This is a genomic window from Janthinobacterium sp. SUN073 (assembly GCF_030397665.1).
Taxonomy (GTDB): domain Bacteria; phylum Pseudomonadota; class Gammaproteobacteria; order Burkholderiales; family Burkholderiaceae_D; genus Janthinobacterium.
This window is the reverse complement of sequence record NZ_JAPUBT010000011.1, coordinates 73,868-98,608: the sequence shown is the minus strand read 5'-3', so window position 1 is coordinate 98,608 and position 24,741 is coordinate 73,868. Positions and strand designations below refer to the sequence as shown.

The following is a 24,741-nucleotide window of genomic DNA, read 5'->3' as shown; positions in this document are numbered from 1 at the left end:
CTGAACACAGCAACTGAACACAGCAACACGTCCGCCGGCCTTCGCATCTTGCCAGGCGTGTGTTGCTTTTCTTGCAGACGCGCATACTATGAAGCTTTCCGCAGTGGAGGCTAGCCATGGACCCGATTTCGCGCGCAAGCGTGCCCAACACCATCCCGGCCACGTCCCGCGTGGGCGCAACTGCGCCGCTGGCGCCGGCGCTGCCCGTGCCGTCGTCCAGCGCGGCGGCGGCCCTTGCCGCTCCGTCATCGACCCAGGTCGACCTCTCTCCGCTGGGGCAGTTCCTGTCCGGCGTGGCCTTGTCGCGTCGGCAACTGCTGGCCTTGCAGGGCGCCGCAGAGCAGGCCGGCGCGGCAAATACCCCCGTGAATGTCAATGACGACTTGCTGGCGCTGGCGCGACAGCTGACGGAATCGTTCGCCCTGCTGCAAACGAGCGGCATCGATGCCAGCCAGCTGGCGACGGCGGGCGAGACGCCGGGCAGCCTGGCGCAGCGCTACGATTTGTTGTCGGGCGACGGCACGACGGATGCGGCGGCCGCGCTGGCGCAGGACGGCAACTTGCTCACCCAGGCGGGTCTGGCGCGCATCGGCATCGATTTGCGCAATGAAGATGTCGACGCAGCCACTTTACAGGCCGCGTATGCGGCCGACAGTAAGGTCACCCTGGATGCCTTGCAACAGGGAACGGACGTGCTGGCGCAGGTGGGTGCCGTGCTGGTCCGGCAGCAGGGCGCGCCGCTGGCGGCCGTGGTCGAAGCGGATTTGACGGGCGCAGCACTGCCGTCCAGCGCCGTGCAGGTCGCGCAGCCGCAGGCCGTCGATGCGGCGCCGCCGCAAACGGCTGCCATTGCACAGCGACAACTGGAGCTGCAGCAGCAACTGGACGCGGAAGAGCTGAATGTGGATTTGCAGGCGCAGCGGGCAGACAGCCTGCGTGTGGATGCCCAGCGCATCGACGGCGAACGCATGAATACCGAGCAGCAGGTGCAGCAGGAGGAAGCCGCGGGGGCGATACAGGCGGCGTCCGACCGGGCTCAGTCGCTGGCGCGCGCAACGCAGGGGCAAGCCGATGCGGGCCTGGCGACGTCGCAAGCCCAGCTGGCCCAGCAAAATGTGCAGGCGCAAGAGCTGGCCGCGCAAAACGCTGGCATGGCCGTGCCGCCGCCCTCGTCGCAAGACCCGTCCGTGGCGGCGGCCATCGCCGCGTATAACCTGAACAATGCGGCCCTGAATCCCGGTTTGATGAACCGCCCATTGCCGGCCAGCGACTCGCGCCTGCCGCTGGTGGCGCCCGTCGCTGCCGTGGAGCCCGTCAAGCCCGTGACGAAAATCTAGGGCAGCAGGGTAGCGTCCAGGGTAATGTTGGCTTTAAGTAATTTCGATACGGGGCAGCCGGCCTTGGCCTTGCCCGTCAGTGCTTCGAATGTCGCCTGGTCGGCGCCCGGTATCTTCGCTTTCAGGATCAGGTGGACGGCCGTGATGGCAAAGCCGTCGTCGACCTTGTCGAGGGTCACTTCGGCCGTCGTTTCCATCTTTTCCGCCGTCAGGCCCGCTTCGCCGAGGATCAGCGACAGGGCCATGGTGAAGCAGCCCGCGTGGGCGGCACCGATCAATTCTTCGGGATTGGTGCCGGGCTTGCCTTCGAAGCGGCTGGCAAAGCCGTAGGGATAGTCCCGCAAGGCGCCGCTGCGCGTGCTGATGGCGCCCTTGCCGTCCTTGATGCCGCCTGACCAGATGGCCGATCCGTTGGTTTTCATGTTGCCGCTCCTGTGTAGGGTGTCGCTGCGAGTGGGGTGCCAGCGCCGTGGCGATGACTGGCTGATCTTATGCTCTTCGCGAGGCCTGCGGCGCGCGTCTTGCCCCTCCGTGTGCGCCGGATCAGGGAACCGGCGCTTTGCGGGACAAGCTGCGGCATCCGTGCCGCAAAGCTGTCTTATTTCAGGTCTGCAAGCGCTAAATCCTTTAAAATAGCAGGTTATAAGAAAATTCCCGGAAATTCGCGGAATATTCGCACGCGATGTTTCAGTTTTTAGTCTCACTAAGAGGATCAATGATGTCTATATCCAGCACCGAAGAGATCGTCGCTGAATTGCGCGCCGGCCGCATGGTGATACTGGTCGATGAAGAAGACCGGGAAAATGAAGGCGATCTGGTGCTTGCCGCCGATTTCGTGACGCCTGAAGCCATCAATTTCATGATCACGCATGCGCGTGGCCTGGTCTGCCTGACCCTGACGGAAGAGCGTTGCGACGAGCTGAACCTGTCGATGATGACATCGCGCAACGGCACGGCGTATGGCACCAACTTTACTGTCTCCATCGAAGCGGCCGAAGGTGTGACGACGGGCATTTCCGCCGCCGACCGCGCCAAGACCATCCAGGTGGCCGTGGCCAAGGGCACGCAGCCCAGCGATATCGTCCAGCCTGGCCATATCTTCCCCCTGAAAGCGCAAAAAGGCGGCGTGCTGATGCGCGCAGGCCATACGGAAGCCGGTTGCGACTTGACGGCCATGGCCGGCCTGACGCCCGCTTCCGTGATTTGCGAAATCATGAAGGACGACGGCACCATGGCGCGCCTGCCGGACTTGCTGGTGTTTGCCGAGCAGCATGGCCTGAAAATCGGCACGATTGCCGATCTGATCCATTACCGCAGCCAGACGGAGTCGCTGGTCGAGCGCGTTGCCGAGCGCACCCTGCACACGGCGCATGGCGAATTCCGCTTGATCGCGTTCCGCGACAAGCCCAGCGCCTCGGCTCACCTGGCCCTCGTGCATGGCGACCTGGCGCCCGGCCTGGAAGCGCTGGTGCGCGTGCACCAGCCTGTTTCCCTGCTGGACGTGCTGGAAAGCGAAGCGACCACCCACTCGTGGACTGTAGCGGCCTCGATGGCCGCCATCAAGCAGTCCGAACGGGGCGTGATGGTCTTGCTGAACTGCGGCGAGACGTCGGGCGAGCTGTTTGCCCAGTTCGCCGCTCTGGACACGCCGCAAGCCAAGCCGAAAGGCCGTGCCGCCAGCATGGACTTGCGCAGCTACGGCATCGGCGCGCAAATCCTGCGCGACCTGGGCGTGAGCAAGATGCAATTGCTGGCCAGCCCCCGCAAGATGCCGTCGATGGCCGGTTTCGACCTGGAAGTAACGGGTTTTCAGTGCCATCCTGGCCAGCAGTAATTAATCACCTTCAGTGGCCCGGCGCACGGCGCCGCCGCTGAGCACATATAAAGAGGCATATGATGAGCGTAGGAACGTATGAAACCAATTTTGCCGGCGAAGGTTTGCGCGTCGGTATCGTCCAGGCACGATTCAATGAAATCGTCGGTGGTGGCTTGCTGTCGGCATGCCTGGAAGAGTTGAGCAAGCTGGGCGTGGCCGATGAAGATATCCTGCACGTGACCGTGCCGGGCGCCCTGGAAATCCCACTGATTCTGCAAAAAATGGCAGAAACCGAGCAATTCGACGCCCTGATCGCACTGGGCGCCGTGATTCGCGGTGAAACCTACCACTTCGAGCTGGTATCGAACGAATCGGGCGCAGGCATCACGCGCATCGGTCTCGATTACGGCATCCCCATCGCCAACGCAGTGTTGACGACCGAAAACGACGAGCAGGCGGAAGTGCGCATGCTGGTCAAGGGAGCCGAAGCGGCACGCGTGGCAGTGGAAATGGCTAATTTAGCGCAAGCGCTAGAAGAGTTGCAGGACACCGACGAAGATTAAGCGCGTGTGATAAGAATGCCATGGCTGCGTTGCAAGGCCTCGCCGTACTTTCGTACTGTCTTCGGCCTCGCGCCTTGCCCTGACATCCTTCTCACGCACGCTTGAATTGCGGCTGCGCTGCCTAAAAGCGCGCCGCAGTGTCTCGCCGGAATTTGTAGTGAACACGTACTTAAGAACAGGTAACAATCATGACTGAGAAAAATTTGCTCGCCAATCCCAGCAAAAACCGCACGCCGCGTCACCGCGCGCGTGAGTTTGCGCTGCAGGGCTTGTACCAGTGGCTGCTGAACAATGAAGACGCGACCACCGTCGTGAACAATATTCGCGCCGCGCATGGTTTCGACAAGGCCGATGGCGATCATTTCACGGTGCTGCTGTACGGCGCCATCAAGGATTCGCTGGCGCTGCGCGACAGCATGGCTCCCTTGATCGACCGCAACATCGCGGAACTGTCGCCCATCGAACACGGCATTCTGCTGATCGGCGCGTTCGAGCTGAAGAACAACATGGAAATCCCGTACCGCGTCGTCATCAACGAAGCGGTCGAGCTGGCCAAGTCGTTTGGCGGCATCGACGGCCACAAGTATGTGAACGGCGTGCTCGACAAGCTGGCAGTGAAATTCCGCGAGGAAGAAGTGGGCGCCAACAAGCGCAAGTAATATAGAGCGTAGTTCCTGCGGCTGCTGCCGCAGGGCAATAAAAAAGCCACCGGCACTTGCGTGCGGTGGCTTTTTCATTGGGTGCTATTTTTGGGTGCTGCTTTTTGGATGCCCCTGTGAGGGCTTTTAAAGGGTCACAGGCCAGCGATCTCGTTATGTGGTGCAATCTTGATGGTGATGCTGCCGCTTTCCGCTGCCGGCGCCTTGGCTGGCGCTGGCGTGTTCGATGCCATCACCGGCGTGCTGGTCGGCACGCGCTGGCCAGCCGATACTTGCTTCAGGCGGCGGTATTCGGCCAGCACGCGCGAGCCGTAGCCCGAGTCGGTGGCGAAATTGGCGGCGCCTACGTAGGTTTTCAGGCCAGCTTCGACGGAACCGCCACGCGTGACGTAGTCTTTCAGGATCAGCGAGCCGACGCGGATGTTGGCGACCGGGTTCAGGGCCGCTTGCACGCCGCCCATTTCCTGGAAGCGCTCATGGTGCACTTTCGACATGACTTGCATCAAGCCTTGGGCGCCGACGGGGCTTTCCGCGAACGGGTTCAAGCCCGATTCGATGGCCATCACGGCCAGGATCAGCAGCGGGTCCAGCTTGATTTCGCGGGCCGTCAGGTACGCCGTCGAGACGAGCATATTGGTCGCATCGTTGGCCACGCGGTAGCGTTTGGAGAGCCAGTTGGTGACCCATTGCTGCTGCTTTTGCGTGCCCAGCAAGGCTTTTTCTTCCTTGGTCAAAGGTGCCTCGTTGGCGGCGGCCATTTGCACGGATGCAGGCGCTTCCATCAGTGCCGACAGGGCCGGCGCTTCAACGGCTTGCGCCTCTGCCATCGGCAGCGGGAACAGGCTGTGCGTCAGTTGCTTGCCCAGGTCGGGGCGGAACATCAGCAGGGCGATCAGTGCCAGGGCGGAAATGCCGAAGACTGTCAGTGTGTGTTGCGCCGTGGTCAATACCCCACGTGCCGAAATGGCTTGTGCGCGGGCACGCAAACGCGCCAACGCTGGCTGGCCAGCCACGGTTGAAGCAGGCAATGCTGCTTCAGTGCTACGATGAGTCATAGAGTTCCCCGAAATGTCGCGTCAACAGGCAGTCCCTCCGCGGTCTCGCGGTGTTGTGGGTACTGCCAATGCCGTGCATCAGAAATATCATCGTTTCCGCCGCGTATGGATGCGTGCGAGAAACGCCGTCATTGCTTGCTTGAGCTGATCGGTCCCATGCTGGTATTGGATCAGTCGCAATACAACTTTTACCGGGGGTAAGGCAGACGCCTTTTGAAAACACTCCTTAAAATGTCATGTGGAGCCCCGACTCCGTGAATGAAAGAGAAACGCTAAAATCAAGCTCTGGGCCGGCGTGCTCTTTCAAGTTGGGCGAATTGTAGAAGCCGTTTTATATCAAGTCAATACTAACGAATCGATTCTTTATTACTTTTATGTCTTACTTTTTGTCTTGCATTGTGCCAAAAGCCAATAAAATCAATTACTTGGCATAGATCCTTCAGCAACGGCGTCCGACGTCAAAAAAAATTAAAAACACATGAAATATTCAGATTTGCGAGATTTTATTTCTCAACTGCAACAAATGGGGGAACTTAAGCCCATTTCGACCCCCATTTCGCCGATTTTGGAGATGACGGAGGTGTGCGACCGCACCTTGCGCGCAGGCGGACCGGCCTTGCTGTTCAATCATCCGACGGGCTACGACATGCCGGTGCTGGGCAATCTGTTCGGCACCACGCGCCGCGTGGCGCTGGGCATGGGAGCGGAAGACGTCAGCGAGTTGCGCAAGATCGGCCATGTGCTGGCGCGCCTGAAGGAGCCGGAACCGCCGAAGGATTTCAAGGATCTGCTGGGCCTCGGTTCGCTGGTGAAGTCCGTGTGGGACATGTCGCCGAAAGAGTTGCGCGGCGCGAAGTGCCAGGAAATCGTATGGGAAGGCAATGACGTGGATCTGGCGCGCCTGCCCATCCAGCATTGCTGGCCCGGCGACGTCGCTCCCCTGATCACCTGGGGCCTGGTGATCACCAAGGGGCCGAACAAGAAGCGGCAAAACCTGGGCATCTACCGCCAGCAAGTACTGGGACGCAACAAGGTCATCATGCGCTGGCTGGCGCACCGGGGCGGGGCGCTGGACTTCCGCGAGCATGCGATTCAAAGCAAGGGCAAGCCGTATCCGATCGCCGTCGCGCTGGGCGCCGATCCCGCTACTATATTAGGGGCCGTCACGCCGGTGCCGGATAGCCTGTCCGAATACCAGTTCGCCGGCTTGCTGCGCGGCAGCCGCACGGAGCTGGTGAAAGCCATCGGCAGCGAGCTGCGCGTGCCCGCCTCGGCCGAAATCGTGCTCGAAGGCCATATCTACCCGGATGAAAACCATCCGAGCGGCTATGAACACGCGCTGGAAGGGCCGTATGGCGACCACACGGGCTACTATAATGAGCAGGACAGTTTCCCCGTGTTTACCATCGACCGCATCACCATGCGCCGCGACCCGATTTACCACTCCACGTACACGGGCAAGCCGCCCGACGAGCCGGCCGTGCTGGGCCTGGCGCTGAACGAAGTGTTCGTGCCGCTGCTGCAAAAGCAGTTCAGCGAAATCACGGATTTCTATCTGCCGCCCGAAGGCTGCAGCTACCGCATGGCCGTGGTGCAGATCAAGAAACAGTACGCGGGCCACGCCAAGCGCGTGATGTTCGGCGTGTGGAGCTTCCTGCGCCAGTTCATGTATACCAAGTTCATCGTGGTGGTCGACGAAGACGTGAATATCCGCGACTGGAAAGAGGTCATCTGGGCCATCACCACGCGCGTCGACCCCATCCGCGACACCACCCTGGTCGACAACACGCCCATCGACTACCTGGACTTCGCCTCTCCCGTCAGCGGCCTGGGCAGCAAGATGGGCATCGATGCGACGAATAAATGGCCGGGCGAAACGACGCGCGAGTGGGGCACGACGATTGCCATGACGCCGGAAGTGAAGGCCAAGGTGGATGGCATCTGGCAAGAGCTGGGCCTGTAAGGCCAACCCAAGAGCAGATGCCGGGGTCGTACCCTCAGGGTACGACCCCAGATTTTGCCTTTGGGTTAGCATGGTCGCGCAGCAACTTCCCCAATCTTGCGCAGGTCGGTTATAATTGTCCCTGGCGGGCCCCTGCGCATCGTGGCATGGCTAACCTGGTCAGGTCGGGAACGAAGCAGCCACGGCTATTAACCATGAGTGCCGCAGATCAGGCTCGCCTCCTTCGGGAAACAAACAGTAAAGCTGCCGTTGGCGGCTTTTTTGTTTTGCGGCGCTGTGTTTTGCCAGTCCGCATGCTTGCCTGATTTTCCAGAATGCCACTCTCCATGTTATACAATTGCTGCTTTGCCGCGTTTGCCATATTTGAATGTGGCCCGGCCATGAGGCTTGCGCCCGCCGCGCAGGATCACCCGCAAAATCGCATGGTAAAATCTCAGCATGTCCTATCAAGTCCTCGCCCGTAAGTACCGCCCCAAGAATTTCGAGACGCTCGTCGGCCAGGAGCACGTCGTGCGCGCGCTCACGCATGCCTTGCACAGCGGCCGATTGCATCACGCCTACCTGTTCACGGGCACGCGCGGCGTCGGCAAGACGACCCTGTCGCGTATCCTGGCCAAGTCGCTCAATTGCATCGGCCCCGACGGCACGGGCGGCATCACGGCCCAGCCTTGCGGCGTGTGCGAAGCGTGCACGGCGATCGACGCGGGGCGCTTTGTCGACTATATAGAGATGGATGCGGCGTCGAACCGCGGCGTCGATGAAATGGCGCAGCTGCTGGAACAGGCGGTCTACGCGCCAAGCAATGCGCGCTTCAAGGTCTATATGATCGATGAGGTGCACATGCTGACGAACCACGCGTTCAATTCCATGCTGAAGACGCTGGAAGAGCCGCCTGAACACGTCAAGTTCATCCTGGCCACGACGGACCCGCAAAAGATTCCCGTGACCGTGCTGTCGCGCTGCCTGCAGTTCAACCTCAAGCAGATGCCGCCCGGCCACATCATCAGCCACCTGGACAATATCCTGGGACAGGAAGGCATCGATTTCGAACAGCCGGCCTTGCGCCTGCTGGCCCAGGGCGCCCACGGTTCCATGCGCGATGCGCTGTCGCTGACGGACCAGGCCATCGCCTACGCGGCCGGCGAAGTCACGCTCGATGCCGTGCAAGGCATGCTGGGCGCGCTCGACCAATCGTACCTGGTGCGCCTGCTCGACGCACTGGCGCAGCAGGACGGTGCCGATCTGCTGGCAGTGGCCGACGAGATGGCATCGCGCAGCCTGTCGTATAACGGCGCGCTGCAGGATTTGGGCACCTTGCTGCATCGCATTGCGCTGGCGCAAACCGTGCCGGCCGCCTTGCCGCAGGATTTGCCGGAATACGCGGACATCGTGCGACTTGCTGCCGCGTTTGACGCGGAAGAAGTGCAGCTGTTTTACCAGATCGCCGTGCATGGCCGCAATGAACTGGGCCTGGCGCCCGACGAATACGCGGGTTTTACCATGACCTTGCTGCGCATGCTGGCCTTTCGGCCCGGCATAGGTGGCGCCGATGGCGTGCCGGCGGCTGCACCGGCCGCTGCAACGGGCCACCGTCCCGCCGCTGTCGCCGCCGCGCGCGCCGCCGCTGGCGCATCCGCTCCTGCCGCCCGCGCCGCCACCAACAGCGTGGCCAGCCATGCAACCGTGACCCCGCCCGCCGTCGTTGCCGCCGCAGCCGCCAGCATGGCGCGCAGCGAAGCGCCGCCGCCACGTGTGGCTGCACCTGTCCCAGCCCCGGCACCGGCAGCGCCGCCGCCTGCTGCTGTGGCTGCCCCGGCAGCCTCGGGCGCGCCGATCAGTTCCGCGCGCGCCGCCATCAATGCGGCGCTGGAAGCGGCCCGCGCCGCCTCGAAAGGCCGTCCGGGCAGCGCGCCATCGGCGCCAACATCGGCGCCCAAGCCGGCTGCCCCCGCACCGGCCGCTGCCATCGCTGCGCCGGCTCCGGCAGCGCCCGTCCAGGCTGCACCGCCACCACCGGCCGCCGCGAAAGCGCCGGCACCGTGGGATGATGCGCCGCCCGTCGCCGTGATGGAAGCTCCCGTGGCCGCGCTCGCACCCGCGCCCGTGCAGCCGGCACGCCAGGCACCGCCACAGCAGGCGCCCGCCGACGACGACTTGCCGCCGTGGGTCACCGAATTTTCCGACGACAGCGCGTCGGCTGCCGTGTCGGCACCCGCCGCGCAAAGTTCCGAGCAGCCCGCCGTCGTCATGCCGCAGCGCGCCGCCAAGCAAGCCGCGCCCAGCGGGCCGTACGTGATCACGCCCGTGCCGGGCCTGGACTGGGATGGCAACTGGCCGGCCGTCGCCGCCGTGCTGCCCTTGCGCGGCGTGGCCCAGCAGCTGGCCGTGCAGGCCGAGCTGATCGAATGCCTGCACGATGGCCACAGCACCACGTTCCGCCTGCGCGTGCCGATCGACACGTGGCGCAGCCCGGCCAACGTGGAAAAACTGGCGGCCGCGCTCACCGAACGCTTCGGCCGCAAGGTCGCGGTCGACACGGAACTGGGCGCCGTCTGGTACACGGCCAGCGCGGAAGCGCAGGCCCACCGCGAGGCGTGCCAGCTGCAAGCGGAAGCAACCATCGCCAGCGATCCCTTCGTGCTCGACATGAAGCGTGCATTCGACGCTTTTGTCGTGCCGGGAACGATTACCCCTGCACCGGCCGGCTCCGCCGCGCCGACCCTGCATTGATGATTAACACACTCACAAACTGAATTAACGGAGCATTCTCATGATGAAAAATCAACTGGCTGGCCTGATGAAGCAGGCGCAAGCAATGCAAGACAACATGAAAAAGGCCCAGGACCAACTGGCGCTGGTGGAAGTGGAAGGCCAGTCCGGCGCCGGCCTGGTGAAAATCGTCATGACGTGCAAGAACGACGTCAAGCGCGTCTCCATCGACCCGTCGCTGCTGGCCGACGACAAGGACATGCTGGAAGACCTGGTGGCTGCCGCCTTCAACGACGCCGTGCGCAAGGCGGAAGCGACGTCCGCTGAAAAAATGGCAGGATTGACCGGCGGCATGAACTTGCCTGCCGGCTTCAAAATGCCATTCTGATGCAATCCCGCATGCGCTCGATCTGTGGCACGGGGCAGGGTTGATCCATGTCCAAGTCGCTTGAATTTTTGACCGAGGCGCTGCGGCGCCTGCCCGGCGTCGGCCCCAAGTCGGCGCAGCGGATGGCATTTCATTTGTTGCAGCATGATAGGGAAGGCGCGGCCATGCTGTCGCGCGCCCTGTTCCAGGCCGTCGATGCCGTGCATCACTGCGGCCTGTGCAATACCTTTACCGAACACGAAGTGTGCGAGACCTGTCTCGACGAAGAGCGCGACAAGCGCTTGCTGTGCGTGGTGGAAACGCCTGCCGACCAGCTGATGATCGAGCAGACGCTCACCTACAAGGGCCTGTATTTCGTGCTCATGGGGCGACTCTCTCCGCTCGATGGCATCGGCCCGAAAGATATCCACCTCGAAAAATTACTCGGCCGCGCCAACGATGGCGTGGTCGGTGAAGTGGTGCTGGCCACCAATTTCACGAATGAAGGCGAAGCGACGGCCCATTACATCAGCGAAATGCTGAAGGCGCGGGGCTTGCGCGTGAGTCGCCTGGCCCGCGGCGTACCCGTGGGCGGCGAACTGGAATACGTCGACGCGGGCACGATTGCCCGCGCGATGCTCGACCGCAGGGCAACCTAAATCATGCAAGAAAAAACGTCGGCTGGTCCTTTGGCAGGCATTAAAGTCCTGGAACTGGGCACCCTGATCGCGGGGCCGTTCTGCGCCCGCATGCTGGCCGAATTCGGCGCCGACGTGATCAAGATCGAGTCGCCCGATGGCGGCGATCCCATCCGTACCTGGCGCGTGCTGAAAGATGGCACCTCCTTGTGGTGGTCGGTGCAGGCGCGCAACAAGAAAAGTCTGACCCTGAACCTGAAGTCGCCCGAAGGCCGCGCCATCGCGCGCCAGCTGGCCCTGGAAGCGGACATCATCATCGAGAACTACCGCCCCGGCGTGCTGGAAAAGTGGGACCTGGGCTACGAACAGCTGAAAAAGGAAAAGCCCTCCCTCATCATGGTGCGCCTGTCCGGTTTCGGCCAGACGGGGCCGATGAAGGATTTGCCCGGCTTTGGCGCGATCGGAGAATCGATGGGCGGCTTGCGCTATGTGTCCGGCTTTGCCGACCGCCCGCCCGTGCGGGTCGGCGTGTCGATCGGCGACTCGGTGGCGGCCCTGCACGGCGTGATCGGCGCCATGATGGCGCTGCGCCACCGCGACGTGACCGGCGGGGTGGCCTCCGGGGAAGGCCAGATGGTCGACGTGGCCCTGTACGAATCCGTGTTCAACCTGATGGAGTCCTTGGTGCCCGAATACGACCAGGCGGGCGTGGTGCGCGAGCGCACGGGCGGTTCCTTGCCCGGCATCGTGCCCTCGAACACCTACACGACGGGCGACGGCGAAAACATCGTGATTGCCGGCAACGGCGACGCCATTTTCAAGCGATTGATGCTGGCCATGGGCCGCATCGACATGGCGGGCGACCCGCAACTGGCGCGCAACGACGGCAGGGTGGCGCGCACGCAGGAAATCGACGACGCCATCGGCGCCTGGTGCGCCACGCACACGATAGACAGCGCGCTGGCCGTGCTGAAGGCGGCCGATGTGCCATCCGGCAAAATTTACTCCGTGCGGGATATGATGAGCGATCCGCAATTTCTCGCCCGCGACATGTTCGAACAACACCATTTCGCCGACGGCACGCCCGTCAAATTGCCCGCCATCAGCCCGAAACTGTCCGCCACGCCGGGCAAGACGCAGTGGCTGGGGCCGACTCTGGGCCAGCACAACGACGAGGTGCTGGCGTCGCTGGGCTATGACGCGGCTGCCATTGCGCGGCTCAAGGCCGCTGGGGTGGTGTAGGTTTAGCTTGGCAAATCATTTTGACCCCAGGCAAGGACTGGGGTCGGACCCTCAGGGTCCGACCCCGGATTCTGCCCTTGGGGTTTGATTAAGGAATATCGTGAAGCAGTCATCCCTCCGTGCCCTGCGCGCGCGCCTGATCCCCGCGCTGGCGGTGTCCATCCTCCTCTCCGCCTGCGCCAGCTTCCCGCACGACGCGCCGATTGCCGGCCTGCGCCTGATCGGCGAGCAGCGCATCGCCTTGAAGCAGGCATTCGAGGGCACCACGGTGGGCGGCTTGTCCGGCATCGACTACGATGCGGCCAACAAGAGCTGGGTGATGGAAAGCGATGACCGCTCGGAAATCAATCCGGCCCGCTTCTACCGCGCTGCCTTGAACTATGACAGCAAGGCATTTACGGGCGTGACCTTGAGCAGCGTGCATTTCTTCACGCAGCCGGACGGTAGCCGCTACCCGAACCTGGCGCATGCAAAACTGGACCAGGGCGACCAAGTGCCCGACATCGAAACCATCCGCGTCGATCCGCAGGACGGCAGCCTGTGGTATGGCAGCGAAGGCAACCGCAAGGTGGGTCTGCACCCGTTCGTGCGCCACGCCGATAGCGGCGGCCACTACCTGGCTACCTTGCCCACGCCCGCCATGTTCAATGTCTCGCAGGAAGAAACGGGCTCGCGCAACAACATGAGCTTCGAGGCACTGTCGTTTTCCTCGGATGGCAAGAGCCTGTGGCTGGGCATGGAAGCGGCCCTGTACCAGGATGGCCCGCTGGCCACGCCCGACAATGGCTCCGTGGTGCGCATCACGCGCCTGGACCGCGCCGGCACCGTGCTGCGCCAGTATGCGTATCCGATTGAAGCCGTGGCCTCGCGGCCCGCGCCGGGGCGCGAAGCGGACAATGGCGTGTCGGAAATTCTTGCGGTGAACGACCACCAGGTGCTGGTGGTGGAGCGGGCCGGCGTGGAACACGCCGATGGCATCTACACCAACCATGTGCGCATCTACGCGATGGACACCGATGGCGCCAGCGACATCCAGGCCATCCCGGCGTTGGCCGGTGCTGCCTACGTGCCGGCGCGCAAGCGCCTGCTGCTGGACCTGGAAAAGATCGGCCTGCCCAAGGTCGATAATATCGAAGGTATCAGCTGGGGCCCGCGCCTGGAAAACGGCCGCCGCAGCCTGGTGATGATTTCCGACGATAATTTTAATCCGCAGCAAGTCACGCAAATCCTTGCCTTCGAAGTGCTCTAGTTTCCACGCTGGCCAGCTGGCCAGCCTGCCTGGCCAGCATGGCCGTGATCGTGTCGTGTGGCGACGGGTGGCCTAAAAAGTATCCCTGCGCCATGTCGCAGCCGTATTCTTCCAGCATCAGCAGTTGCTCGTCCGTCTCCACGCCCTCGGCCACCACCACCATCTTCAAGCCATGCGCCATGGCGATGATGGCGCGCGTGATGGCCGCGTTTTCCGTATCCTGCGGCAAGCCTGCGATAAAGCTCTTGTCGATCTTCAGGGCCCGCACGTCGAAGCGTTTCAGATAATTCATCGACGAGTATCCCGTGCCGAAGTCGTCGATGGACAGATACACGCCGATGCCGCGCAATTGCTCCAGCGTCACCATGGTGGCGCGCGCATCGTCCATCAACGTTCCCTCCGTCAATTCCAGTTCCAGCAGGCGCGCATCAAGGCCCGTGTCGGCCAGCGCCGAGAGCACGATCTGCATCAGGTTTTCATCCTTGAATTGCTTGGCCGACAGGTTCACGGCCATGCGGATGGCGCGCCCGCTGTCGCTTTGCCACGCCTTGGCCTGGTTGCACGCCGTGCGCAGCACCCATTCGCCGATGGGCACGATCAACCCCGTCTCTTCGGCCAGCGGGATGAATTCCGTGGGCGAGATGATGCCCCGTTCGGGATGGCGCCAGCGCACCAGCGCTTCCACGCCGACGATCTGCGTGCTGGGCACGTCGATCTGCGGCTGGTACAGCAAGTACAGCTCGTTGTTCTGCAAGGCTTTGCGCAGACCCACTTCCATCTTGACGTGGCTCATGATTTCCATCGTCAGCGATGAGCTGTACAGCTTGGCGTTGTTCTTGCCGCAGTTCTTCGCGTGGTACATGGCCGTGTCCGCATATTTCAACAGCGAATTGCAGTCCTCGCCATCTTCCGGATACAGCGAAATGCCGATGCTGGCCGTGACGAAAATCTCGTGCCCCTCGATCATGAAGGGCCGGCGCATGGCTTCCTTGACCCGGTGCGCCACGTTCAGCGCGTCTTCCACCCGCTCCAGGTCGGGTATCAAAATCGTGAATTCGTCGCCGCCCAGGCGCGCCAGGTTGCTGCCGCCGAAGCTGGCCTCAAACTCGTGTTCGGCGCGCAGCACCAGATCGCTGGGGCGGATGGTTTCGCGCAGGCGCTCGGACACCACCTTGAGCAAATGGTCGCCCACGTCGTGGCCCAGAGTGTCGTTGATGCGCTTGAAGGCATCGAGGTCCATGAACAGCACGGCGAATTTCTTGTCGTGCTCCTTCGAGCGCAGCAGTTCGCGCTCCAGGGTTTCCAGGAAGGCTTGGCGGTTGGGGATGCCCGTCAGGCTGTCGCAATAGGCGAGGCGGCGGATCTGCTCTTCCGTGCGCTTGCGTTCGCTGATGTCGCGCACCAGGCCCAGCACCTCGTCGGCCCCCGTCGCCACCAGGCGCGCCTCGAAATGGCGCGTGCTGTCTTCGTGCGTGAGCGTGTAGTCGACCGAGCCGATATGTTGCGTGGTCAGCACGGCGTGCGCCTTGTCCAGCAGGCGCGCGGCGATTTCGGGCGGCAGCACGTCGCCGATATGGTTGCCCACGCAGTCGCTGAGGGAAAAGCCGGCGCTGGCGTCGTGCCCCTGTTCATAGTCGAGATAAAAGCCTTCGCGATTGAGGCGAAAGAAGGTGTCGGGGATGGCGGCCAGCACGGCGCGGTTGTGCGCGTCGGCGATGCGCAGGCGGGCGATGGCGTCGCTGGCGCGCAGCACGTACAGCACGCGGTGGCCCAGGATGGGCCAGTTGATGGGCTTGGAAATGAAGTCCGTGGCACCCACCTCGTAGGCGCGCGTGACGGCTTCCAGCTCGTCGCCGCCCGTGACCATGATGATGGGCACCGTGCCGCCCACTTCCTGGCGGCGGATTTCGCGGCACACGGCAAAGCCGTCCAGGGCCGGCATGTCGACGTCGAGCATGACCAGGTCCGGCCCGCTGTGCTTGTAGCTGGCCAGCGCCTGCACGCCGTCTTCGGCCTCGATCACGTCCAGGCCTACCTGGGTGAGCATTTGCCGCATCAGCAGGCGCATCACGGGATCGTCGTCGGCGACCAGCACCAGGCCGCGTGGGGGAGGGAGGGGCGCTGTCATGTCAGTGTTCCTTCACGAGGATGGCGTTCAGCGATTCGCGTACGGCCAGGAAGGCTTGCTGCATCTGCTGCAGCAGGGCAGCCGCGCCTTCGGTACTACCGGCGCGGCCCAGTTTTTCCATCTCCTTGCACAGCTGCGCCAGGCCATCGGCGCCCACGTTGGCGCTGCCCGACTTGAGGCTGTGCGCCACCTTGCGCAGCGCTTCCGCATCCGCGCCGGCGATCGCTGCGCGCATGGCGCTCAACTGGCGCGGCGTCTCGCTGGTAAAAGCCAGGATGACCCGTTCCAGCAGCGCATCGCCATCGGTGCGCGACAGGGCGCGGATGTTTTCCAGCGCTTGCCGGTTCAGCGGCTGGCCCGCTGGCGGGGCGGCCGATGGCGGCGTTACCTCGGGCGGCGGTTCGGGCGGCACTTCCACAGGCGCTTGCGGTGTTTGCGCCTGCGGCGCCTCACTGTGGTGCACGGTGGCCGCGCGCGGCAGGGTGATCCAGCGCGCAATCGTGTGGCCCAGGTCCTGCTGCGTAAAAGGCTTGCTCAGGTAATCGTCCATGCCAGCCGCCAGGCATGCCTCGCGGTCGCCCTGCAGCGCATTGGCCGTGATGGCGACGATGGGCAACACGCGCGCGTGGCCGCACTGCTGTTCGTGGCGGCGAATTTCCGCCGTGGCGGCAAAGCCGTCCATCACGGGCATCTGGCAATCCATCAGGATCAGATCGAAATCCTCGGCCTGCGCCGCCTGCAAGGCTTCTTCGCCGTTGTGCGCGCAGACCACGTCCAGGCCCAGGCTGTCGAGCATGGCCAGCGCCACTTCCACGTTGACGGGATTGTCCTCGGCCAGCAGCACGCGGCGGCGCTGGCGCCGGCCCACTTGTCGGGACGCGCTCGGCGGATGGATGCGCATGCTCTCGCTGGCGCGCGGCGGCGTGACGATGCAGTCGAACAGGTCGCATTCGCGCGCCGGCTTGATCAGCTGGAAAGCCACGCCCGCCTCGCGCCGCTGCACGGGGTCGGCCGCCGCCTGTTCCGTGCTCAGCAGCAGTAATTTGAGGTCGGCCAGCAGCGGGTCGCTCTTGATGGTGGCGGCCAGGGCTAGGCCGCTGGTGCGCGGCAATTCCATGTCGAGCAGGGCCACGGCATACGGCGTGCCCGCCTGCGCGGCCGCGCGCAGCTTGCTCAGGCAGTCGCTGGCCGTGCCGGCGCTGTCGCAGCCGATGTGCCAGCTGGCCAGCTGCCGCTCCAGCACGGCGCGCGTGGCGGGGGTGTGGTCGACGATCAAGGCGCGTAACCCTCGTGTGGTTTTCAGGTTGAAGGACGGGTCATCGCTGTCGACTCGCCGCTTATCGAAATTTACTTCGAACCAGAAGATCGATCCTTGCGTTAAAGCATTATCGACGCCGATAGTGCCGCCCATCAGCTCCACCAGCTGTTTCGAGATCGTCAAGCCCAGGCCCGTGCCGCCGTGCTTGCGCGTGGTCGAACCATCGGCCTGCGAGAACGATTCGAAGATGCGCGTCTGCGCCTCGCTCGACACGCCGATGCCCGTGTCGTGCACCTCGAAGCGCAAGCCCACGCTGGGCGCGTCTTCGCTGCACACGGTCACTTTCACGGTGACCTTGCCTGTTTCCGTGAACTTGATGGCATTGCCCAGCAGATTGACGATGATCTGGCGCAAACGGTTCGGGTCGCCGCAAATGGCGATGGGAATGTCAAACGCGATATCGAATTCCAGGCTGATGTTCTTCGCTTCCGCCTGCGGCGCGAACACGTGTTCTATGTCGTCGAGCAATTCGCGGAAATTGAAGCGGATGTATTCCACGCTCAGCTTGCCCGCCTCGATCTTGGAAAAGTCGAGGATGTCGTTGATGATCACCAGCAAATTTTGCCCCGAGCGCTGCACCATGCTCGTGTAGTGGCGCTGCTGCGGGCTCAAAGGGCTGGCCAGCAGCAGTTCCGTCATGCCCAGCACGCCATTCATCGGCGTGCGGATTTCATGGCTCATGGTGGCGAGGAAGGCGCTTTTCGCCTGGCTGGCCGCTTCGGCCGCATCCTTGGCCTTTTCCAGCTGCGCCGTGCGCACGCCCACCTGGCGCTCGAGCTGGTCGCGGTAATTGGCCAGGGTACTGTCGCGGCTGTCGATCTGCGCCAGCATGTCGTTGAAACTGTCGATCAGCACGCCCAGCTCGTCGCTGCGCTGGTGCGCGATGCGGTGGCTGTAGGTCTGGCTGCTCGATACCTTTTGCGCCGTATCAATCAGCTTGGTGATCGGCTCGGCGATCACGCTCTTGAAGCGCCGCGCCAGGAAGACGGCGATCAGGAAGGACAGCACGGTGGCGCCGCCGATGGCGCCCACGTGGCGGCCGATGTCGCGCCACATGTGGTTCAGGTCTGCCTCGATCAGCACGGCGCCGATGATCTGTTGCGGCTCGCCGGGCCGGTAGACGGGACGGTACAGGCGCATGGCGGGCGCCAGGGTCGTGCCCGCGCCTTGCGTGACGGGCTGCACGGCCATGTCGGCCAGCAGGGCCGGGTCCATGTCTTCCGGTGCTGCCAGGCCATCCGCATGCTGCGGCGCGCGGTACAGGGCGAACAGGCGCCCGCCCCGGTCGAACAGGGCCGCCTGGGCCACCTCGTCGCGCGCGGCCAGCGCGGCCAGCACCTGTTCCGCCTGCGCCTGGGCAGGTTTGCCCGCCAGCAAGGGCACCGCGCTGGCCGCACCGATCACGCCCGCCAGCGACAGCAGTTGCTTGCCTTCATCGTTCTTGTGGTTGAGCACGGACGTCAGCGCAAACGCCACGAACACCAGCAGCAGCGCGCAGCCCGACGACAGTACGGAGATCATGGTCAGCTTCTGGCTGATGCTGGAGCGTTGGAAATTGAACATGAATTCGCTGCTTCCCCGGTCGTCCGTTGACTGTTATTTAATTCCTATTGGAAAAATATAGACGCGAAGACACACCCTGATATTGATGTGGGTCTAAGGGAGGAGAGGGGAGGGGAACTCCGGGGTCGGACCCTGTCGGGTCTGACCCCAGTTGTTGCTTTTGGGGTTCATAAAATCAAACCCGGTGAAAAGCTGGGGTCAGACCCGAAGGGTCTGACCCCGCTACTAACAGCAGCCGCCGCGCTTGCCGGCGCCGCCGTAGCGGGCTTCCTGGCGTTCGCGGAAGAACTCTTCATACGTCATCATCGGCTCGCCGGGATGGGTCACTTCCCGGTGCGCCACATAGGTGTCGTACTCGGGCAAGCCGCACATGAGCCGCATGCTTTGCCCCAGATACCGTCCAGCCTTGATGATTTCATCGATCATCATTGCACCGTGGGCATGGCCTGGAACGGCGTTTCCTTGGTGCTCGGCTGGCTGTCGGCGCGCGCCTTCATGATGGTGCGGATGCCGAAGAACAGCACGCTGATCACGACGATGACGAAGAAGGCGGCCAGGCCGGCGTCCAGGTAATCGTTGAAGATGATCTGCTGCATCTGCGCCACCGACTTGGCCGGTGCCAGCAGAGTGCCTTCATCGAGCGCCGCCGAGTATTTCTTGGCATGCGCGAGGAACCCCACGCGCGGATTGGCGTCGAAGATCTTTTGCCAGCCCGCCGTCAAGGTGCACAGCAGCAGCCAGATGGTTGGCGTGATGGTGACCCACGCATAGCGGCCTTTTTTCATCTTGAACAGCACGCAGGTGCCGAGGATCAGCGCGATGGCTGCCAGCATCTGGTTGGCGATGCCGAACAGCGGCCACAGGGTGTTGATGCCGCCCAGCGGATCGACCACGCCCTGGTACAGGAAGTAGCCCCAGGCCGCCACGCACAGGCCCGTGGCCAGCAGGTTGGCGATGACGTTTTCCGTCTGTTTCAGCGCTGGCACGAAGCTGCCCAGCAAGTCTTGCAGCATGAAGCGGCCCGCACGCGTGCCCGCATCGACGGCCGTCAGGATGAACAGCGCCTCGAACAGGATGGCGAAGTGATACCAGAAGGCCATCATGGCCTTGCCGCCGATGGCGCCGGACAGGATTTGCGCCATGCCGACCGCCAGGGTCGGTGCGCCGCCGGCGCGCGAGATGATGCTGTGCTCGCCCACATCCTTGGCCGTCTGCGTCAGCATTTCCGGCGTGACATAGAAGCCCCATTGCGAGATTGCCTGTGCGGCGGACTCGGCTGTCGTGCCGATCAGGGCGGCCGGGCTGTTCATGGCGAAATAGATGCCCGGCTCGATGGTCGAGGCGGCCACCAGGGCCATGATGGCAACGAACGATTCCATCAGCATGGCGCCATAGCCGATGAAGCGGGCGTGGCTTTCGTTTTCAATCATCTTCGGCGTGGTGCCCGAGGAAATCAGTGCGTGGAAGCCGGAGACGGCGCCGCAGGCGATGGTGATGAACAGGAAGGGGAACAGATTGCCCGACCAGACCGGGCCGGAGCCGTCGATGAACTTGGTCATGGCCGGCATTTTCAGGTAAGGCGCGACGACGATGATGCCGATGGCCAGGCCCAGAATCGTGCCGATTTTCAGGAAAGTCGACAGGTAGTCGCGCGGCGCCAGCAGCAGCCACACGGGCAGCACGGAAGCGATGAAGCCGTAGCCGATCAGCATCCACGTCAATTCCGTGCCGGTGAACGTAAACATCGGGCCCAGTACGGCCGATTCCTGCACATACTGGCCGCCGATGATGGCCAGCATCAGCAGCACAAAACCGATGATGGAAATCTCGCCGATGCGGCCCACGCGGATGAAGCGCGAGTACACGCCCATGAACAGGGCGATGGGAATCGTCGCCATCACGGTGAAGCTGCCCCATGGGGAGCCGGTCAGCGCCTTGACGACGATCAATGCCAGCACGGCCAGGATGATGACCATGATCATGAAGCAGCCCAGCAAGGCGATCATGCCGGGAATTTCGCCCAGTTCAGCCTTGATCAGGTCACCCAAGGAGCGGCCGTCGCGGCGCATGGAAATGAACAGCACGATGAAATCCTGCACGGCGCCCGCAAATACGACGCCAGCAAGAATCCACAGCATGCCGGGCAAATAGCCCATTTGCGCGGCCAGCACGGGGCCGACCAGGGGGCCGGCACCGGCAATCGCGGCGAAATGGTGGCCGAACAGCACATACTTGTTGGTCGGCACGTGGTCGAGGCCATCGTTGTGCTTGAAGGCCGGCGTCATGCGGCGTGCGTCCAGGCCCAGCACCTTGTCGGCGATGAACAGGCTGTAGAAACGGTAGGCGATCAGGTAGACGCAGACGGCGGCGATGACGATCCAGATTGCGCTGATCGGTTCGCCACGTTGCAGGGCGACGACGCCCAGGGACCCGGCGCCGGCCAGCGCAAGCGCTGCCCAGCCGAGCTGTTTGAAAATGCGGTTCATGCTTCCTCCAGAGATTGACGGGCGCTGTGCCGTGCGATGATGTGTGTTGCGGGTCCTGGTCGTCGCCAGTTTGATGTGACTTTTGGTGTATTTGCAGCTTATGGCAAGTATTCAGGAATCGTATAATTGCCGCAAGCGCACGACTACGCAGTAACGCTCAGTATTACTACGCAGAATGATCGCCGCGCCGCGACGTAAAATCACGTATTCCCACCAGCATCGACGCCGCCGAGCGCCAGGCCATGAAACTCAGACAGAAAGTCATCTTCCTGGCCATCACGCCGCTCATCCTTGCCCTGTGCGCCATCGCGTTTGCCGTGCGGCACCAGGCGATTACCCTGGCCGAGCAGCAGCGCGCCACCATCCAGCAAGCGTATCTGGCTAGTAAAGAGGCCGAGCTCAAGCATTACGTGACCCTCGCCAGCCATTCCATCGCCTCGTTATATGGCTCGGGCCGCAAGGATGCCACCACGCAAGAGGAAGCCAAGCGCATCCTGTCCGCCCTCAGCTATGGCGACGATGGTTATTTCTTCATCTATGATTTGCAGGGCAAGTCGCTGATGCATCCGCGCCAGCCCGAGCTGGTGGGGCAGAATCTGTGGGAGTTGCGCGACGCGGACGGCAACCTGACCATCCAGCGCCTGATGCAGCGCGCCAGGAGCGGCGGCGGCTTCGAGCGCTACAACTGGATCAAGCCCTCGACCAACAAGTCCGCGCCCAAGCTCGGCTATGTGATATTGATGCCGGAGTGGGGCTGGATGATGGGTACCGGCATTTACATGGATGACGTGGACCAGGCGTTGGCCAAGGTTGACGCCCAGCAGTCGCGCAATATCCGCTCGACCATGGAGCTGATCGCCGCCATCGCCATCCTCGGTTCCCTGCTGGTGGCCGCCTGCGGCCTGGTGCTGAACTTGCGCGAATTGCGCGTGGCCGACGCCAAGCTGAAAGTGCTGGCGCAGCGCGTGGTCGAATCGCAGGAAGAGGAACGGGCGCGGCTGTCGCGCGACTTGCATGACGGCATCAGTCAGTGGCTGGTCTCCATCAAGCTGCAGATCGAGGCGGGCATCGCGCGCCTGGCCGGCAATACGGAACAGAAAGAAAAGGCGCCCGCCACCTTCGAGCGGGCCGCCGAGCAGCTGAACAAGGTGCTGGGCGAGGTGCGGCGCATTTCGCACAACCTGCGCCCGGCCATCCTCGACGACCTGGGCCTGGCCGCCGCGCTCGACCACCTGGTGCATGAATTTAACGACAGCAGCAGCGCGCAGGCCAGTTTCACGGCCAGCCCTGCGGCGGCGGGCGAGGGCTTGCCCGACATGGTCAATACCGTGCTGTTCCGCATCGCCCAGGAAGCGCTGACCAATTGCGAGCGCCATGCCCACGCCAGCGGCGTGGAAGTGAGCCTGCGCGAGGCGGGCAAGGCGGTGGAATTGCGCATCCAGGATAATGGCGGCGGCTTCGATTTCGACGGCATCGCCCTGCATCCGCAGCGCGGCATCGGCCTGCGCAATATGACGGAACGCATGGAAGCCATCGGCGGCAGCCTGCACATCACCTCATCTCCGGCCGGCACCCTGGTGCTGGCGCGGCTCGGCCTTCCATCCACACATTGAATAGATATGCAACCATGACCGAGAAAATCAACATCCTGCTGGTGGACGACCATCCCCTCGTGCGCGACGGCTTGCGCGCGCGCCTGGAGGCGGTGGCGCATTTCGACGTGGTGGCCGAGGCGGGCGGCGCCGACGAAGCCCTGGCTCAGGCGCGCCTCCACCTGGTGGATCTCGTGTTGATGGATATCAATATGCGCGGCATCAACGGCATCGAAGCGACGGCGCTGTTCAAGCAGGCGTTTCCGCAGATTGCCGTGCTGATCCTGTCCATGCACGACAAGCTCGAATACGTGTCGCAAGCCATCGCCGCCGGTGCGCGCGGCTATGTGCTCAAAGATGCCCCAGGGAAAGATATCGTCTTCGCCATCGAGACGGTGATGTCCGGCGGCATTTATTACAGCGCGGCCCTGGCGCGGCAGTTATCGCGCCCGCAAGTGCACGATTCCTTCCTCACCACGCGCGAGCAGCAAGTGCTGCAACACATCGCGGCGGGACAGTCGAACAAGCAGATCGCCCGCGACCTGGACTTGAGCGTGCGCACGGTGGAGACGCACCGCCTGAACATCAAGCGCAAGCTGGGCATCGAAGGGCAGGCCGAATTGATCAAATATGCGGTCGAACATGCGCATGGCGGCGGTGCCTGAACGACCTTGGCGTCACGGCAATTTTTTCAAACCCGCATGACAGGCGGGTCTCCCGGGGAAATGTTTTTTTTGAATATTTATTGCCAAAATTAAACTGTTTCGCGGGTGAGATTCGGATAGAATGATTCTCGCTGTCGAAATGGCATCCCTGTCGGGCCAGGGTTGCCAATGCTGGTCAGTTTATTTACTATGGCGCCCTACCCACACTGAGATACCGATGTCAGCGTCTGAATCAAACCTGTTTCCGTTGGTGGGATTACAAGCAGTGGCCAATGCTCATAACGAGTGGGTCGCTGTCACCTTGCATGTACCGCAGGCCTCGACGGCGCCGCTGCTGGCGGCGCTGGCCACTGCCGATGCGTATGCCTTCCTTGCACCGCTCGACTGCATCATTCCCCTGGCCGACCCGCATGGCGTGGACGAGGCCGTGCTGGCGCAACTGGTGCCGCAACGCACCATTTTCCGTTTGCCGGCGCAGTTTGCCAGCGACAAGCAAATCCAGAAAAAATGCCAGCAATGGCGCGACGCCGGCTATCGCATCCTGCTCGATGGCGCCGATGCCGGTCCCGTGGTGGCGGCGCAGGTCGATGCGCGCGCGCTGAGTTTTGACGCGGCGGGCGCACGCCCGGCCTTGCATCAGCTGCTGCCCTTGCCGGGGCCGCACCTGGCCTACAACATCGTCGACGCGGCGCAGCTTGCCGCATTGCAAGAAATCGGCGTGAGCTGGTTTGCCGGCGACTACGCCTTGCGGCATGCGCGCCAGCAAAGCGAGCCGGAAGACGCCACCTCGCGCCGGCGCTTGCTGGCCCTGCTGGGCCTGCTGGCCCGCGATGCCGACGCGCACGAGCTGGAAGTGCCGCTCAAGCAAGATCCATCGCTCAGCTATCATCTATTAAAACTGGTCAATTCTGCCGCCTTCGGTTTCACGGCGCCGATTACGAGCTTCAGCCAGGCCATCACCCTGCTGGGCCGGCGCCAGCTGCAGCGCTGGCTGCAACTGCTGCTGTATGCGCGGCAACAGGACGATGGCAAGATCCACGCGCTGCTGCCGCTGGCGGCCGTGCGCGCGGCGCAGATGGAAGCGCTGTGCCAGCTGCGCGGCGGTGACCGCGATGCGCAAGACCTGGCCTTCATGACGGGTGTGTTTTCCCTGCTCGACGTCCTGCTGGGCATGCCGATGGAAGAGATCATCGCCACCCTGAACCTGGCGCCCGAAGTCAACGACGCCTTGCTTGAACGCAATGGCGAGCTGGGCACCTTGCTGGCGCTGGTTGAAAGCGCCACGCCGCCGCCCGAAGGCTTGCGCCGTGCCGGCATCGATGGAGAAACCTATTGGCGCAGCCTGCTACAGGCCTACCAATGGGCCATCCAGGTCAGCCGGAATCTCTAGC

General features: G+C 63.1%; 19 protein-coding genes and 1 other RNA gene. 14 read left to right on the top strand and 6 right to left on the bottom strand.

Annotated elements, in window-relative coordinates:
• Positions 1-116 precede the first annotated feature (116 nt).
• Positions 117-1,337, top strand: coding sequence for a hypothetical protein (locus O0882_RS23840; RefSeq protein ID WP_289952090.1), 1,221 nt, complete (start codon positions 117-119; stop codon positions 1,335-1,337).
• Here O0882_RS23840 and O0882_RS23835 read toward each other — a convergent pair.
• Positions 1,334-1,759: an OsmC family protein gene (locus tag O0882_RS23835; RefSeq protein ID WP_289952089.1), complete on the bottom strand. Its 426-nt coding sequence runs from the start codon at positions 1,757-1,759 to the stop codon at positions 1,334-1,336. The two genes, O0882_RS23840 and O0882_RS23835, sit on opposite strands and share 4 nt — an antisense overlap.
• A 296-nt stretch (positions 1,760-2,055) precedes the next feature.
• Between O0882_RS23835 and ribBA the strand changes: the two genes are divergently transcribed.
• The 3 genes from ribBA to nusB all read left to right on the top strand — a co-directional run bounded on the left by ribBA (position 2,056) and on the right by nusB (position 4,375).
• Positions 2,056-3,171, top strand: a complete 1,116-nt coding sequence (gene ribBA, locus O0882_RS23830) for a bifunctional 3,4-dihydroxy-2-butanone-4-phosphate synthase/GTP cyclohydrolase II (RefSeq protein ID WP_289952248.1) — start codon at positions 2,056-2,058, stop codon at positions 3,169-3,171.
• 62 nt (positions 3,172-3,233) lie between these two features.
• The gene (ribH, locus tag O0882_RS23825) at positions 3,234-3,716 is read left to right on the top strand and encodes a 6,7-dimethyl-8-ribityllumazine synthase (protein WP_071078714.1); all 483 of its coding nucleotides are present in this window, start codon (positions 3,234-3,236) and stop codon (positions 3,714-3,716) included.
• Positions 3,717-3,904: 188 nt separating this feature from the next.
• Positions 3,905-4,375 carry a transcription antitermination factor NusB gene (nusB, locus tag O0882_RS23820; protein ID WP_071078713.1) on the top strand — a complete coding sequence of 157 codons (471 nt, stop codon included), beginning with the start codon at positions 3,905-3,907 and terminating at the stop codon, positions 4,373-4,375.
• A 134-nt stretch (positions 4,376-4,509) separates the two neighbouring features.
• Here nusB and O0882_RS23815 read toward each other — a convergent pair whose 3' ends face one another.
• The gene (locus O0882_RS23815; RefSeq protein WP_289952088.1) at positions 4,510-5,430 is read right to left on the bottom strand and encodes a lytic transglycosylase domain-containing protein; all 921 of its coding nucleotides are present in this window, start codon (positions 5,428-5,430) and stop codon (positions 4,510-4,512) included.
• Between the two features lie 478 nt (positions 5,431-5,908).
• Here O0882_RS23815 and ubiD point away from each other — a divergent pair, with 478 nt between their 5' ends.
• The 7 genes from ubiD to O0882_RS23780 all read left to right on the top strand — a co-directional run bounded on the left by ubiD (position 5,909) and on the right by O0882_RS23780 (position 13,598).
• On the top strand, positions 5,909-7,393 hold the full coding sequence (ubiD, locus tag O0882_RS23810; RefSeq protein ID WP_289952087.1) for a 4-hydroxy-3-polyprenylbenzoate decarboxylase: 1,485 nt from the start codon (positions 5,909-5,911) through the stop codon (positions 7,391-7,393).
• Between the two features lie 123 nt (positions 7,394-7,516).
• Positions 7,517-7,615, top strand: an RNA gene (gene ffs, locus O0882_RS23805) — signal recognition particle sRNA small type.
• 216 nt (positions 7,616-7,831) lie between these two features.
• Entirely contained in the window at positions 7,832-10,123 is a 2,292-nt protein-coding gene (locus O0882_RS23800; RefSeq protein WP_289952086.1) for a DNA polymerase III subunit gamma/tau, read from the top strand.
• Between the two features lie 40 nt (positions 10,124-10,163).
• Complete coding sequence (locus O0882_RS23795; RefSeq protein ID WP_010396201.1) at positions 10,164-10,490, top strand: YbaB/EbfC family nucleoid-associated protein; 327 nt, start codon at positions 10,164-10,166, stop codon at positions 10,488-10,490.
• A gap of 47 nt (positions 10,491-10,537) precedes the next feature.
• The gene (gene recR / locus O0882_RS23790; RefSeq protein WP_071078710.1) at positions 10,538-11,128 is read left to right on the top strand and encodes a recombination mediator RecR; all 591 of its coding nucleotides are present in this window, start codon (positions 10,538-10,540) and stop codon (positions 11,126-11,128) included.
• 3 nt (positions 11,129-11,131) lie between these two features.
• Positions 11,132-12,349, top strand: coding sequence for a CaiB/BaiF CoA-transferase family protein (locus O0882_RS23785; protein WP_289952085.1), 1,218 nt, complete (start codon positions 11,132-11,134; stop codon positions 12,347-12,349).
• A gap of 100 nt (positions 12,350-12,449) precedes the next feature.
• Positions 12,450-13,598 (top strand): esterase-like activity of phytase family protein, encoded by a 1,149-nt coding sequence (locus O0882_RS23780; RefSeq protein WP_289952084.1) that lies wholly within the window; start codon positions 12,450-12,452, stop codon positions 13,596-13,598.
• Here the strand turns inward: O0882_RS23780 and O0882_RS23775 are convergent.
• From O0882_RS23775 to O0882_RS23760, 4 genes are all read right to left on the bottom strand, one after another.
• Positions 13,567-15,726 carry an EAL domain-containing protein gene (locus tag O0882_RS23775; protein WP_289952082.1) on the bottom strand — a complete coding sequence of 720 codons (2,160 nt, stop codon included), beginning with the start codon at positions 15,724-15,726 and terminating at the stop codon, positions 13,567-13,569. The two genes, O0882_RS23780 and O0882_RS23775, sit on opposite strands and share 32 nt — an antisense overlap.
• A 1-nt stretch (position 15,727) precedes the next feature.
• Positions 15,728-18,607: a response regulator gene (locus O0882_RS23770; protein WP_289952079.1), complete on the bottom strand. Its 2,880-nt coding sequence runs from the start codon at positions 18,605-18,607 to the stop codon at positions 15,728-15,730.
• A gap of 225 nt (positions 18,608-18,832) precedes the next feature.
• Positions 18,833-19,033, bottom strand: a complete 201-nt coding sequence (locus O0882_RS23765) for a YbdD/YjiX family protein (RefSeq protein WP_010396213.1) — start codon at positions 19,031-19,033, stop codon at positions 18,833-18,835.
• Positions 19,033-21,093: a carbon starvation CstA family protein gene (locus tag O0882_RS23760; protein ID WP_141172269.1), complete on the bottom strand. Its 2,061-nt coding sequence runs from the start codon at positions 21,091-21,093 to the stop codon at positions 19,033-19,035. Before O0882_RS23760 ends, O0882_RS23765 begins: the two co-directional genes overlap by 1 nt.
• A 242-nt stretch (positions 21,094-21,335) precedes the next feature.
• Here O0882_RS23760 and O0882_RS23755 point away from each other — a divergent pair, with 242 nt between their 5' ends.
• The 3 genes from O0882_RS23755 (at position 21,336) to O0882_RS23745 (ending at position 24,740) form a co-directional block, all read left to right on the top strand.
• The gene (locus O0882_RS23755; RefSeq protein ID WP_289952074.1) at positions 21,336-22,706 is read left to right on the top strand and encodes a cache domain-containing protein; all 1,371 of its coding nucleotides are present in this window, start codon (positions 21,336-21,338) and stop codon (positions 22,704-22,706) included.
• 14 nt (positions 22,707-22,720) lie between these two features.
• Complete coding sequence (locus O0882_RS23750; RefSeq protein ID WP_289952071.1) at positions 22,721-23,350, top strand: response regulator transcription factor; 630 nt, start codon at positions 22,721-22,723, stop codon at positions 23,348-23,350.
• A 265-nt stretch (positions 23,351-23,615) separates the two neighbouring features.
• The gene (locus tag O0882_RS23745) at positions 23,616-24,740 is read left to right on the top strand and encodes an HDOD domain-containing protein (protein ID WP_354670288.1); all 1,125 of its coding nucleotides are present in this window, start codon (positions 23,616-23,618) and stop codon (positions 24,738-24,740) included.
• Position 24,741: the final 1 nt, after the last annotated feature.